Annotated in this window: 12 protein-coding genes; 5 read left to right on the top strand and 7 right to left on the bottom strand. The window is 73.4% G+C overall.

All coding sequences use genetic code 11. The features are described 5' to 3' along the window. Positions 1-269: 269 nt before the first annotated feature. Positions 270-755: a L,D-transpeptidase family protein gene (locus ACYVJ4_RS16445; protein ID WP_460461214.1), complete on the bottom strand. Its 486-nt coding sequence runs from the start codon at positions 753-755 to the stop codon at positions 270-272. Position 756: 1 nt separating this feature from the next. Here ACYVJ4_RS16445 and ACYVJ4_RS16440 point away from each other — a divergent pair, with 1 nt between their 5' ends. Next, positions 757-1,176, top strand: coding sequence for a hypothetical protein (locus ACYVJ4_RS16440; protein ID WP_460461213.1), 420 nt, complete (start codon positions 757-759; stop codon positions 1,174-1,176). Here the strand turns inward: ACYVJ4_RS16440 and ACYVJ4_RS16435 are convergent. The 4 genes from ACYVJ4_RS16435 to ACYVJ4_RS16420 all read right to left on the bottom strand — a co-directional run bounded on the left by ACYVJ4_RS16435 (position 1,109) and on the right by ACYVJ4_RS16420 (position 4,553). After that, positions 1,109-2,041: a M15 family metallopeptidase gene (locus ACYVJ4_RS16435; RefSeq protein WP_460461212.1), complete on the bottom strand. Its 933-nt coding sequence runs from the start codon at positions 2,039-2,041 to the stop codon at positions 1,109-1,111. The genes ACYVJ4_RS16440 and ACYVJ4_RS16435 overlap by 68 nt on opposite strands. Further along, entirely contained in the window at positions 2,038-3,336 is a 1,299-nt protein-coding gene (locus tag ACYVJ4_RS16430; protein WP_460461211.1) for a lysophospholipid acyltransferase family protein, read from the bottom strand. The genes ACYVJ4_RS16435 and ACYVJ4_RS16430 overlap by 4 nt, the downstream gene beginning before the upstream one ends. Further along, a complete protein-coding gene (locus tag ACYVJ4_RS16425; RefSeq protein ID WP_460461210.1) occupies positions 3,333-4,364 on the bottom strand; it encodes an SDR family oxidoreductase in 1,032 nt (343 codons plus the stop codon). Before ACYVJ4_RS16425 ends, ACYVJ4_RS16430 begins: the two co-directional genes overlap by 4 nt. Before the next feature lie 90 nt (positions 4,365-4,454). Continuing rightward, positions 4,455-4,553, bottom strand: a complete 99-nt coding sequence (locus ACYVJ4_RS16420) for a 30S ribosomal protein bS22 (protein WP_003792170.1) — start codon at positions 4,551-4,553, stop codon at positions 4,455-4,457. Between the two features lie 176 nt (positions 4,554-4,729). On the opposite strand from ACYVJ4_RS16420, the gene ACYVJ4_RS16415 reads away from it, so the two are divergent. After that, a complete protein-coding gene (locus ACYVJ4_RS16415; RefSeq protein ID WP_460461209.1) occupies positions 4,730-7,969 on the top strand; it encodes a M36 family metallopeptidase in 3,240 nt (1,079 codons plus the stop codon). Between the two features lie 105 nt (positions 7,970-8,074). Here ACYVJ4_RS16415 and ACYVJ4_RS16410 read toward each other — a convergent pair whose 3' ends face one another. Both ACYVJ4_RS16410 and ACYVJ4_RS16405 read right to left on the bottom strand, forming a co-directional pair. Continuing rightward, positions 8,075-8,275 carry a helix-turn-helix domain-containing protein gene (locus ACYVJ4_RS16410; protein WP_460461208.1) on the bottom strand — a complete coding sequence of 67 codons (201 nt, stop codon included), beginning with the start codon at positions 8,273-8,275 and terminating at the stop codon, positions 8,075-8,077. Between the two features lie 168 nt (positions 8,276-8,443). Next, complete coding sequence (locus ACYVJ4_RS16405; protein WP_460461207.1) at positions 8,444-9,631, bottom strand: acetoin utilization protein AcuC; 1,188 nt, start codon at positions 9,629-9,631, stop codon at positions 8,444-8,446. A gap of 118 nt (positions 9,632-9,749) precedes the next feature. Between ACYVJ4_RS16405 and ACYVJ4_RS16400 the strand changes: the two genes are divergently transcribed. The 3 genes from ACYVJ4_RS16400 to ACYVJ4_RS16390 form a co-directional block, all read left to right on the top strand. Next, complete coding sequence (locus tag ACYVJ4_RS16400) at positions 9,750-11,165, top strand: TrkH family potassium uptake protein (RefSeq protein ID WP_460461206.1); 1,416 nt, start codon at positions 9,750-9,752, stop codon at positions 11,163-11,165. After that, on the top strand, positions 11,158-11,826 hold the full coding sequence (locus ACYVJ4_RS16395) for a potassium channel family protein (RefSeq protein WP_460461205.1): 669 nt from the start codon (positions 11,158-11,160) through the stop codon (positions 11,824-11,826). Before ACYVJ4_RS16400 ends, ACYVJ4_RS16395 begins: the two co-directional genes overlap by 8 nt. Positions 11,827-11,929: 103 nt before the next feature. Then, positions 11,930-12,943: DUF222 domain-containing protein (locus tag ACYVJ4_RS16390; protein ID WP_460461204.1), on the top strand; the 1,014-nt coding region annotated here is incomplete at its 3' end.

Below are 12,943 nucleotides of genomic sequence, written 5' to 3'. Positions count from 1 at the left end.
TGGGCACCAGCAGCACGTACGCCCAGAAGACGTTCGACCTGAGCGCCTACAAGGGCAAGAGCATCACGGTGCGCTTCACCGACACCGAGGACTCGTCGGCGCAGACCAGCTGGGTCGTCGACGACACCTCCCTCACGGTCGGCTGACCCTCCCCGCGGGCCGCAGTTGATCACGTCATGCAGGGCTAGACCTGCTGTCCAAGGGTTGCAGGCCTTGGAAAGCAGGGGTACCCCTGCACAACGTGATCAACTGCGGCAGGGTCGGGCGGGTCAGCGGATGGCGATGACGGCGCCGGCGCGTTCCCAGCGCATGACCTGCAGCAGCGGACCGGTCGGCAGCGACACGCACCCGGCCGTGCCGTGCCCGAGGTCGACGTGCAGGAAGATCGCAGACCCCCGCCCCGGCGTGCGGCCCTCGTTGTAGCCGATGACCTGCGCGTAGGAGTAGGCCGGCGTGTTGAGCAGCTTCTCGGCGCTGTCCCACCGGCCGCGCGCCGGCGTCCGCTGGTGGGTGTTGTAGAGGTCGGACGACGCGTCGTCGACCCACACGTCCTGCGCGTCGACGCGCAGCCACGAGCCCACGCGCAGGCCGGGGTCGCCGTTCGCGCCGAACCCGCCGCGCAGCGGGAAGACGCCGGCCGGGGTGCGCAGGTCGCCCTCGCGCTTGGCCGAGCTCACGCCGTTCTTGCCGACGTGCCCGGCGAACGGCCCGAGCGCCGTGACGTAGCGACCGTCCTCGCGACGGCAGGCCCGCACGGTGGCGGAGGCGCCGGCCGAGTCGACGAGGACCACCTGGTCGGCACGCACGCCCGACGGCACGTCGCAGCGGGCCGCGACCGCCGTCGTCCGCGTCGTGGTGCGCGACGTCGTCCGCGAGGTGCTGCTCGACGGCGTCCTCGTCCGCGACGGCGTGCGGGTGCGCGTGCGCGACGTGGTGGACGTCGTCGGGCTCGGGCTCGTGGTGGTCACCGCAGTCGTCGGCACGGACGTCGTCGGGCTGGCCGAGGCGCTCGCCGCCGGCTCGTCCGACCCGCACCCGGACAGCGCGCCGCCGAGCACCACCGCAGCGCCCGCCACCGCAGACACCCTGCGCCGCAACCGCTTCGTGGTCATGACTGGAAGTGCTGGTAGTCCGGGTGGCTCCACAGCCCGCCCCAGCCCAGCCCCTGCCGGGTGAACGCCCGCACCGCCGCGCTGCCGGACGTCGAGAAGACGCCGGGCGCGGGTCCGCGGCGGTGGGCGTAGTAGGCGTCGGGGTAGATCTGGCCGTCGTCGGCGAGGTAGGGGTTCTCGAAGTCGTTGACGTCGATCGCCGTGCCGTACGCGTGCTTGGAGTAGACCTTGCTCGACTCCTGCCCGCCCACGTAGCGGCAGTTGAACGCGGAGGTGTTGTCGGCGTCCATCGCCTTGTAGTCGTCGGCGCCCGGACCCTTGGGGTTGCGGCCCCACGACTTGTCCATGGGGCGCATCTGGCGGATCCGGAACTGCTGGTCGTACAGGTCGCTGAAGGCACGCGCCGCGGCCTGGGCGATCGAGCTGCTCACCACGAGCGCACCGCGCGAGCGCTTGCCGTCGAAGCCCCAGAAGTTCACCTCGACGTACCGCAGGCCCGAGCGCCCGACCGGGCAGCCCGACGTCCAGGAGTACCCGACCATGCGCGACCACACGCTGTCAGGCACGCGGTAGACGACGGCGTTCGCGCCGCTGCCCACCGCCGGGGGGTTGTCGGGGAAGCGCACCGTCGGCTGGGCGCCGGTGCGCGGCACCGGTGCCAGCGAGGTGACGGCCTTCGGCGTCGCGGACGTCGACGGGCTCGCCGTGGCCTTTCGAGTGGCCGTCGGCTTGCGCGTCGCCGTGGCCGTGCGGGTCGCCGTCGGGGTGGGCGAGGACGTCGTCGGCACCGCCGTGGTGGTCGAGCTCGTGACGGGCGGCGCCGACGTCGCCGCCGCGTCGCCCGCCTCGTCGGAGCCGTTGCCGCAGGCGGCCGCCAGCAGGGCCAGCGCCACCAGCGCGGCTCCGGCCGGGACCACGCGGCGGGTCACGAGAAGAACACCGACCGGCGCTGCATCAGCAGGGCGTACAGCGTCTGCTGGATCGTCTCGCGCACCTGGTCGGTGATGTTGAAGACGAGCATCGGGTCGTCGGCGCCGCCCTCGTGGCCGGAGGTCTCGATGGGCGCGCCGAACTCGATGATCCACTTGCTGGGCAACGGCACCAGGCCGAGCGGCCCGAGCCACGGGAAGGTCGGGGTCATCGGCAGGTAGGGCACGCCGAGCAGCCGGGCGAGGGTCTTGAAGTTGCCCAGCACCGGGTAGATCTCCTCGGCGCCGACGATCGAGCACGGGATGATCGGCACACCCGCCTGAAGCGCCGCCGACACGAACCCGCCGCGCCCGAAGCGCTGCAGCTTGTAGCGCTCGCTGAACGGCTTGCCGATGCCCTTGAACCCCTCGGGCCAGACGCCGACCAGCTCGCCCGAGCGCAGCAGCCGCTCGGCGTCCGAGTTCGCCGCCAGGGTGGAGCCGGTCTTGCGGGCGAGCGAGCCCACGAACGGCGTCGCGAACACCAGGTCGGCGCCGAGCATGCGCAGGTACCGGTGGTCGGGGTGCTCGTCGTGCACGGCGAGCTGGGTCATCAGCGAGTCGAGCGCGATCGTGCCCGAGTGGTTGGCGACGACGAGCGCACCGCCGTCGTCCGGGATGTTCTCGATGCCACGGACGTCGACCCGGAACCAGCTGCGGTACAACGGCCGCAGGGCCGGCAGCAGCGCGTCGGTGAGGTCGGCGTCGAAGCCGAAGTCGTCGACGACGTAGTCGCCCTGCAGCCGGCGGCGCAGGAAGGCCAGCGCCTGCGCGACGTGCCGGTCGACGTCCGCCAGCCCGGCCCGCTCGCCCTCGGTGACGAGCGCCTCGACGACGGCCTCGACGGCGTACTGCACGAGCGTGGCGGGGTTCAGCCCCAGGCTGCGCGCCGCGCGCGGCGGCGCTCCGTCGCCCGGCTCGGACGCCGCCGCCGCGGAGGCCAGCGGGTCGGGGGCGTCGGCAGCGCCCAGAGCCGCGGGTGCCGTGCGGCTGCGGGGGTCGGTGATGTCGGCGGCCTCGAGCAGCTCGGCCGGGTCGGGCTCGACCGGCGTCGCCGACACCTCGACCGGGCGCACGGGCGCGCCGGGGGCGTCGGGCACCAACGGCGTGCGACGACGGCGGGCGCGCTCGCCGGTGGCCCGGCTGGCCCCCGCTGCCACGGCGTCCGCGCCGCGCGCCGACGGAGTGCGCCGGGTGGTGGTCTTCTGGGCCTGCCGGTCGATCGGGATGACGCGCCCCTCGCGCTCGGCGGTCACGACGCCCCCACCCGGCGTGCCACCCAGCGCTCGGCCGAGGCGGTGGCCTGCACCAGCGCGGGCAGCACCGAGGGTGCCGGCGCGCGTCGGGAGGCCACGAAGTCCTGGAACGCCTCGAGCGTGGTGAACCGCGGCTCGAAGCCGAGCACCTCGCGCATGCGGGTGGTGTCGAGGCCGCGGCCGAAGGCCAGGTGCTGCAGCTGCTCGGGCGAGAAGTCGGCCAGCCGCGAGCGCCGCACGACCTGGCCGACCCAGCCACCGGCCTGCAGGGGCACCGGCAGCGTGGTGCGCCCGGCCAGCCGGGCCGCCTGGCTCACCGTGATCACGCCGTCGCCCGCCACGTTGACCAGCCCGACCCCGGGCCCGGTGGTGGCGGTGACCAGGGCGTCGAGCGCGTCGTCCTCGTGCACGAACTGCAGCCGCGCGTCGAAGCCCAGGGGCGTGGGGACGACGGGCAGCGAGAAGTAGTCGGTCATCGTCGTCGAGATGCCCGGGCCGATGATGTTGGCGAACCGCAGCACCGAGACCTCGACGTCGCCGCGGCGGCGCGAGAAGCCGCGCACGTACCCCTCGACCTCGACCGAGTCCTTGCCGAAACCCGCGCGGGGCAACGCCTTCGGGCCCATGTCCTCGGTGAACATGGCCGGGTCGCGCGGGGAGGAGCCGTAGACGGCGGCGCTGCTCTTGACGACGAGCCGCTGCACGCTGGGCGCCTTCTGGCACGCCGCGAGCAGCTGCATCGTGCCGATGACGTTGATCTCCTTCATCGACACCCGGCCTCCGGCCGACAGCGGGGTGGCGATGACGTTGAGGTGCGCGACCGTGTCGACCTCGGCCTGCGCGATCACCTTGGCGATGATCGGGTTGCGGATGTCGGCGCGCACGAACTCGGCGTCGCCGATGGCGTGCGGCGGCGGGACGACGTCGACGCCGATGACGCGGTCGACGTCCGGGTGCTCGGTCAGCAGGCGCGCGTAGCGGCCGCCGAGGTAGCGCGAGACGCCCGTGACCAGCACGACCTGCCCCATGCCCTCACCGCCTCGAGGTCTGGCCGGGGACCGCCGATCCCGGCTCGGTACGCGGACGGCCCCCGACCGGTGGTCCGGGGGCCGCTTCGCTCACTTCTTGTTGCGACGCTGGTGACGCGTCTTGCGCAGCAGCTTGCGGTGCTTCTTCTTCGCCATCCGCTTGCGGCGCTTCTTGATGACCGAACCCATGGAAGACCTCGTTCTGGTGTGGCTGACGTCGGCTGCGGCCTGGCAGCGGGCAGGCCGCCGAGCCGGATCGCCGACCATCGTACCGCCCCGCGCGTGACCTCCGGACCCCCCGCTCGTTGAAGGGGTCATCAGCGGACCCGGCCCCTGCCGCCTCCGCCCGACGCCAGGAGCGCCCGATGCCAGCTCGTCGTCCTCTCTCCTCCCGCACGCCCGCCCTCGTCGCCGGGGGCGTGCTGTCGGCGGTCGCGCTGGTCGCGGCCACGCTGCCGGCCACCGCCGCCTCGACCGCCCGCACGCCCGACCTGCCGCTGCTGGACGGCGCCGCCGACCAGGCGCTGGACGCCGTCGTCGACGTCCGCGACGTGCAGTCCGCCGTGGTGCCCACCAGCACGCAGCGCACGGCCGCCGCCACGCTGCTGCGTGCCAGCGGCGAGGGCGCGCGGCTGACCTGGGACGAGCGGTTCGGCACGCCCCGCTCGCTGCGCCGCGACGGCGGCTACCTCACCGCGGCCCGCAGCGGCTCGGCCGTCTCGGTCGCCCGCGGCTGGGTGGCCGAGCACGCCGCGGCGTTCCGGCTGACCGGCGCGCAGGTCGACGCCCTGCAGGTCGCCCGCGACCACGCCCTGCCCGGCACCGGCACCCACGTCGTGACCTTCGTGCAGACGTTCGGCGGCAAGCCGGCCGTGCGCGGCGGCCGCCTCACGGTCGCCGTCACGAAGGACGGCCGGGTCGCGTCGTACGCGGGTGACCCGGTGGGTGGCGGCAGCCTGGCCGGCGGGTACGCCCTCACCGCGGCGCAGGCGCTCGGCAAGGTGCAGCACGTGCTGGCCCCCGGCGTCGTCTCGGCCATCACCTCGACCGGCTCGCAGGCGGGCTACGCGGTCTTCGGCCGCGGCGCCTTCGCCGGCCCGTCGTACGTCAAGCAGGTCGCGTTCCCGACCAAGGACGGCGCGCGGGCGGCCTACCGGGTGCAGTTCGTGCGCGCGCTCGACCAGGCCTGGGACGTCGTCCTCGACGCCACCACCGGCGACGTGCTCTACCGCGCCTCGCTCGTCGACCACGACGCCTCGGGCACGGTGTACGACAACTACCCGGGCGCGGCGAAGGGCGGGCAGCCCGTCTCGCGGTCGTTCGGGGCCACGGCCGCCTCGCCCAAGGGCTACGTCGACCCGACCGGCCTCGTCGGCACGGGCATCACGACGCTGGGCAACAACGCCAGCACGTACGCCAACTACTCGAACTTCCTGGCGCCGGTCGACCAGGGCCCGCGACCGGTCGCGCCCACCGGGCAGTTCGACTTCCCGTACGAGAAGAGCTGGGCCACCTCGAAGGGCCAGGCGGTGCCGCCGTCCTACGTCGCCGACCTGAACCCCGCGGCGACCAACCTCTTCTACCAGCACAACCGGATCCACGACGAGCTGTACGGCTTCGGCTTCACCGAGAGCGCCGGCAACTTCCAGGTGACGGACGGTGCGGGCACGGGCGGCCAGGGCGGCGACCCGGTGCTCGGCCTGGTGCACGCCGGCGCGGCCTCGGGCGGCGCCCCGACCTACACCGGGCGCGACAACGCCTACATGCTCACGCTGGACGACGGCATCCCCCCCTGGAGCGGCATGTTCTTGTGGGAGCCGATCGACGACGCGTTCGAGGGGCCGTACAGCGACGGCAACTTCGACGTCAGCGTGGTGGAGCACGAGTACGTGCACGGGTTGTCCAACCGGTACGTGGCCGGGGGCTCGGCGCTCGGCTCGCAGCAGGCCGGCTCGATGGGCGAGGGCTGGAGCGACTGGTACGCCCTCAACCACCTGTACACCGCGGGGCTCACGTCGAAGGCGGTGGTCGGGCAGTACGTCACCGGCAACACCTCGCGCGGCATCCGCAACTACGACTACGACCAGAACCCGACCGGGTTCGGCGACATCGGCTACGACGTGACGGGTCCGGAGGTGCACGCCGACGGCGAGATCTGGACGACGATGCTCTGGGACCTGCGCAAGAAGCTCGTCGCGCGGTACGGGGCGACCAAGGGCGCGGCGGTCGCCGCGCAGCTGGTCACCGACGGCATGCCGCTCACGGCGCCCGACCCGTCGTTCCTCGACGCGCGCGACGGGATCCTGGCCGCCGACACCGACCGGTACCACGGCGACAACACCGACCTGGTCTGGAGCGTCTTCGCGGCCCGCGGTGCGGGCGCCTCGGCGGTCTCCGAGACCGGTGACGACACCGACCCGACCCCGGCGTTCGACCACCCCGCGCCGTCCCGCAACGGCACGCTGTCGCTGAAGGTCGTCAACGCGACCACGGGCGCGGGGGTCAAGGGCGCCAAGGTGGTCATCGGGCGGTACGAGGCCCGCGTGACGCCGGTGGCCCGCACCACCAGCACGGGCGGCGCCGCGTTGACGATGGTGGCCGGCACCTACCCGGTGCTGGTGCAGGCGCCCGGCTTCGGCGTCCAGCAGTTCTCGTTGCCGGTGACGGCGGGCACGACGACGTCGCGCACGCTGGAGCTCGCGCCGAACCTGCTGTCGACGGCCTCCGGCGCGACGCTGGTCTCGACGTCCAGCCAGGACGCCGGGCTGCCGGGCTCGTTCGCCCTCGACGACACGGCGGCCAGCGTGTGGCGCACCGCGACGTCGTCCGGGCCCTACAACGCCGGTCCCGACCAGCGGATCACGGTCAAGCTGGCCAAGCCGGCCACGATCGACCGGGTGCAGGTCAGCGCCTTCCCGAGCGTGGGCGGCGGCCGGTTCGCGACCCTGAAGGACTTCACCGTGCAGGTCTCGGACGACGGCGTGGTCTGGCGCACGGTGCGCACCGGCGCGTTCGGCTACCAGACGCCGCGGCCGACGGCGCCGGACCTGAACTACCGGACCTTCACGCTCGCCACGCCGGCCAAGGCGTCGTACGTGCGGTTCTTCGCCGACTCGGCGCAGGGCGGCACGGCCACCGCGGTGCAGGTCGCCGAGGTGCAGGCGTTCGGCCAGGCCGGGGCGGTCACGCCGACCCCGCCCGCTCCCGACGCGCCCTTCACCGACCAGGGCACCATCGCGACGGGCAATCCCGCGGCGGGCGACCCGACCGGGCTGCAGAACGTCTTCGGCGTCACCGGCACCGAGTTCACGACCACCTGCGCGACGCCGGTGAGCAGCCAGGGCGTCGACGGCTGGGTGAGCACGCTGCCCAGCGGGTTCGGCGACGGGCAGCACACGGTGAGCGTCAAGGGCGGCGAGTCGACGCCGGCCGGCCACGACCTCGACCTGTACTTCCTCGGCTCGGACTGCTCGCTCAAGGGCTCGACGGCCACCGCGGCCGCCGACGAGCAGACCGTGGTCCCGGGCGGCACCGCCTACGTGCTGACGCAGCTCTACACCGGAGCGGCCGTGCCGTTCACCCTGACCGCCGAGGACGCCGGCTAGACGACTCCGCTCAGGGTTGTCGGCGTCCTCGGCACGCACGACGCGGCGGCCGGCCCCCCTCGGGGGACCGGCCGCCGTTCGCGTGCTGGGCCTGCGACGAGCTCGTCAGGCCGTCTCGATGTACGAGGTCTGCAGGTAGTCGTGCACGGCCTGCTCCGGGACGCGGAACGAGCGTCCGACGCGCACGGCCGGCAGGTCGCCGGCGTGCACCAGGCGGTACACGGTCATCTTCGACACGCGCATGATCGTGGCGACCTCGGCGACGGTCAGGAACCGCACCTCGGCCAGCTTCTTGTCCTTCGGCATGCTTCACCGGTCCTCGGGCATCGCAAGCGACACCGGCTTCCCCACCGGTGCCCGTCGTGCGGGTCCTCACGATAGGGGCTGGAGTGACTCGTGGGGAAGTGTTGGATCAACATTCACCCGTGTGGTCAAGCACCTCGCCCGGCGTGTCGCGCGCGGTCGGTCGAACGGTCAGTCGAACCAGGGGTCGAGACCGTGCAGCGGGAAGACCGCCTTGCGGGTCGCCATGACCGCGCGGTCGACCGGGTCGTCGGGGTCGTAGCCGACCTCCCACGAGCGCCACCACGGGTCCTTGCCGTCGCCCATGTGCGCGGGTCCGGGGCGGCCGAGCGCGGTGCGCACGTGCTCGCGCCACTCCTCCGGCACCGGCGCGGACGTCGGGACCGGCCGGTGCGCGGCGATCCCCACCAGGTGCGACCACGAGCGCGGGACGACGTCGACGACCTCGTACCCGCCGCCGCCGAGGGCCAGCCAGCGCCCGGCGGCCGCCTCGTGGGCCAGGTCGTGCAGCGACACCTGCGCCTGACGCTGGGCGTCGACCGACACCGCCAGGTGCGCGAGCGGGTCGAGGAAGTGGCTGTCGCAGCCGTGCTGGGTGACGAGCAGGTCGGGCTGGAACGCGCGCACCAGCGGCGGCGCCACCGCGTGCACGGCCCGCAGCCAGCCGGCGTCGCCCGTGCCCGGGGGCAGCGCCACGTTGACGGCGCTGCCCTCGGCGCCGGGTCCACCGACCTCCTCGGCGAAACCCGTGCCCGGGAACAGCACGCGCCCGCTCTCGTGCACCGAGATCGTCAGCACGCGGTCGTCGTCCCAGAAGATGCGCTCGACGCCGTCGCCGTGGTGGACGTCGACGTCGACGTACGCGACCTTCTTCGCGCCGAGCTCGAGGGCCCGGCGGATCGCCACCGCGGCGTCGTTGTAGACGCAGAACCCGCTCGCGCGGTCGGCCAGGGCGTGGTGCAGGCCGCCGCAGAAGTTCACGCCGTGCTCGGTCGAGCCGTCGAGCACCGCCTCGACGAGGTCGACGCTGCCCTGCACCACCCGGGCCGACGCCTCGTGCATGCCCGCGAACGCCGGGTCGTCGCTCGTGCCGAGGCCGCGCGCCTCGTCGGCGGCCGCCGGGTCGTCGGAGGCCTGGCGCACCGCCGCGACGTACGCCGGGTCGTGCACGGTGGCGAGCAGCTCGTCGGACGCCGGCTCGGCCCCGGTGACCTCCACGACCGCCGGGTCGTCGAGCAGCCCGAGGGAGCGGGCCAGGCGCGCGGTGAGGTCGAGCCGCAGCGGCGCCATGGGGTGCGTAGGCCCGAAGTCGTACGCGGTGAACCGGTCGTCCCAGATCACCCGGGCCTGCGTCGCCATGCGCGGCACGCTACCCCGGCGTGCTCCGCTCGTGCTCGCCGTGCCGGGCAGGGCACGATGGGGCGCGACACGACGACCGCGCGACCGACCGCGCGACCGGCGCGCCCGAGAGGACCAGATGACGACGTCGAGCGAGGCCGCCGCCGCTCCCGGCCCGGGCGGTCCGGTGCTCTGGCTGCGCGCCCGGGTCGACGCCGCGGCCCGCCAGTCCCCCGCCCGGCTGGCGCTGGTGGTCTTCGCCCTCGTCATCGCCCTGTTCACCGCGCTGCTGTCGCTGCCCGCGGCGTCGTCGTCCGGGCACCGCGCGCCGTTCGTCGACGCGCTGTTCACCGCGGCGTCCGCGGTGTGCGTCACCGGCCTGACGACGGTCGACACCGCGACGTACTGGTCGGGCCTGGGCCAGGTGCTCATCATGGTCGCGATCAAGATCGGCGGGCTCGGCATCATCACGCTCGCCTCGCTGCTGGGGCTCGCGGTCTCGCGCCGGCTCGGGCTGCGGCAGCGGGTCATCGCCGCCAGCGAGACCAAGGCGCTGCGGCTCGGCGAGGTCGGCAGCCTGCTGCGCGCGGTCATCATCAGCTCGACCACGGTCGAGCTGACCATCGCGGTGGTGCTGCTCCCGAGCTTCCTCGGCGAGGGCGAGGGCGTCGGACGGGCGATGTACCACTCGCTCTTCTACGGCATCAGCTCGTTCAACAACGCCGGCTTCTCGGTGCACGAGGGCGGGCTCGAGCGCTGGGCGGGCGACCCGTTCGTGCTGCTGCCGCTGGCGGTCGGGGTGTTCGTCGGCAGCCTCGGGTTCCCGGTGCTGCTCACCGTGGCCAACGGCATCCGGCGCCGCGACCACGCCCGTGGCAACCGGTGGAACCTGCACACCCGGCTCACCCTGGTGACCACGCTGGTCGTGCTGCTGGTGTCGGTGCTGCTGTTCGCGGCGTTCGAGTGGAGCAACCCGCGCACCCTCGGCGGGATGGGGATCGGCGACCGGCTGCTCAACGCGGTGTTCGCGGGCGTCATGCCGCGGTCGGGCGGCTTCACGACGGTTCCGGTGCACGAGCTCAACGAGTCGACCTGGGCCGTGCAGGACCTGCTGATGTTCATCGGCGGCGGCAGCGCGTCGACCGCCGGGGGCATCAAGGTGACGACCCTCGCGGTGCTGGTGCTCGCGACCCTGGCCGAGGCCCGCGGCGACCGCGACGTCGAGGCGTTCGGACGACGGATCCCGGCCGCGAGCCTGCGGCTGGCCGTCACGGTGCTGCTGGCCGGCACCGGGCTGGTGCTCTCGGCCACGCTGGCGCTGCTGGCGATCACCGGGCTGCCGCTCGACGTCGTCCTGTACGAGGCGGTCTCGGCGTTCGCGACCTGCGGGCTCTCGACCGGCCTCACGCCCGACCTGCCCGACGCCGGCAAGTACGTGCTCACGGCCCTGATGTTCGCCGGCCGCACCGGCACCATGACCCTCGCGGCCGCCCTCGCCCTGCGCGACCGACGTCGTGTGGTGCGCCTACCGGAAGAGAGGCCCGTCGTTGGCTAGCAAGGAGAACTCGGGGCGCGCGGTGCTCGTCGTCGGGCTCGGACGGTTCGGCAGCTCGATCGCCGAGGCGCTCGACCGGCTCGGCCACGAGGTGCTCGCCGTCGACAAGGACCCGGCGCTGGTGCAGGAGTGGAGCGGTCGGCTGACGCACGTCGTCGAGGCGGACTCGACGTCCGAGGAGGCGCTGCAGCAGATCGGGGCGGGCGACTTCCGGATCGCGGTCGTCGGCATCGGGACGTCGATCGAGGCCAGCGTGCTGACCACCGCCAACCTGGCCGACCTCGGGATCCAGCAGATCTGGACCAAGGCGATCACCCCGGCCCACGGCAAGATCCTCGAGCGCATCGGCGCCTCGAAGGTCGTCTACCCCGAGCGGGACGCGGGCGAGCGGGTGGCGCACCTCGTGGCCGGGAAGCTGATGGACTTCATCGAGTTCGACGACGGTTTCGCGATCGTGAAGATGGCGCCGCCCAAGGAGACCCGTGGCTTCACGCTGGCCGAGTCGCAGATCCGGCAGAAGTACGGCGTCACGGTCGTGGGGGTGAAGTCGCCCGGGCGCGACTTCACCTACGCCGTGCCGACGACCAAGATCACCGCGCACGACCTGCTGATCGTCAGCGGGCAGACCGAGCTGATCGAGCGGTTCGCCGCGCGGCCCTGAGCGCTGGCCTTTCGCTCGTCCACCTGTGGACAACAGTGGTCACGTCGTCCACAGGACTGTTGTGCCGCAGTCGTTTGTCGGTGGCTGCCTCTAGGTTTGACGCATGACGACGGTGACGTGGCAGCTCGCGGGGGACGCCCTGGGTGCCGAGCTGCGCCGTCACGACCACGTCGAGCGGATGGCCCACGTCGCCAAGATCCAGCTCGCTGCGGAGGCGATGGCGCGGGGTCTGCCGCGGCAGAGCGGGTGCCGCGACCTGGCCGCATGGGTGCGGCGCGAGCTGCCGGCCTGCAGCCCGGGCGAGGCGTCGCGGATCGCGAAGCGGGCGGAGGCGTTCTACCGCTCGCCCGCCGCGCCGGAGCTGGAGCCGACCCGGGACGCGTTGCTGGCCGGAGTGATCAGCGGGGAGCAGGCCGACGTCATCGCCAGCACGGTGGCCGCGCTGCTGCCGCCGCTCGTGCCAGCTGGCGTGATCCCGGTAGAGGCGGTCGCGGCCAGCCAAGCGGTGCTCCTCGGTGAGGCGGACCGGCTCGACCCGCGCGCGTTGGCGAAGGTCGCCGCGAAGCTGAAGGCCACGCTCGACCCGGACGCCGACGACCGGTTGGCGCGGGACGAGACCCGCCAGGACGCCGTCCGCGGTGTGACGATGGCTCCGCTGAGTTCCGGGATGTGGCACCTGGAGGGACTGCTCACCAAGCGGGCAGGCGCGGCGTTGAAGGCGGCGGTCGACGCGTGGTCCGCACCGCAACCCGCCGCCGACGGAACCCCTGATCCGCGCACCGGCGCGCAACGCCGCCACGACGGTCTGCAGCGCCTCGCTGAGGAAGCGGTCGCCCAGCCGGGGCTGATGCCCACCAGCCACGGGTCGCCTTACCGGGTCGTCGTGACCGTCTCGAGCGAGACGTTCGCCGCCGCCCTGAACGGCGAGGCGCAGCAGGGCCTTCAGCCGGCCGAGCTCCCCGACGGGCAGCGGCTGTCCTCGGTCGAGCTGGCCATCATCAGCTGTACCGCGGAGATGGTCCCAATCCTGTTCGACACCGTCGGCAACCCGCTCGACGTCGGCCGCACCCAGTACCCCTTCCCTGCCAAGCAACGCCTCGCGATCGCCGTGAGGGAC

The sequence above is a fragment of the Angustibacter peucedani genome (assembly GCF_054779595.1).
The sequence above is the reverse complement of the archived record's forward strand: the minus strand, read 5'-3'. Positions and strand labels throughout refer to the sequence as shown.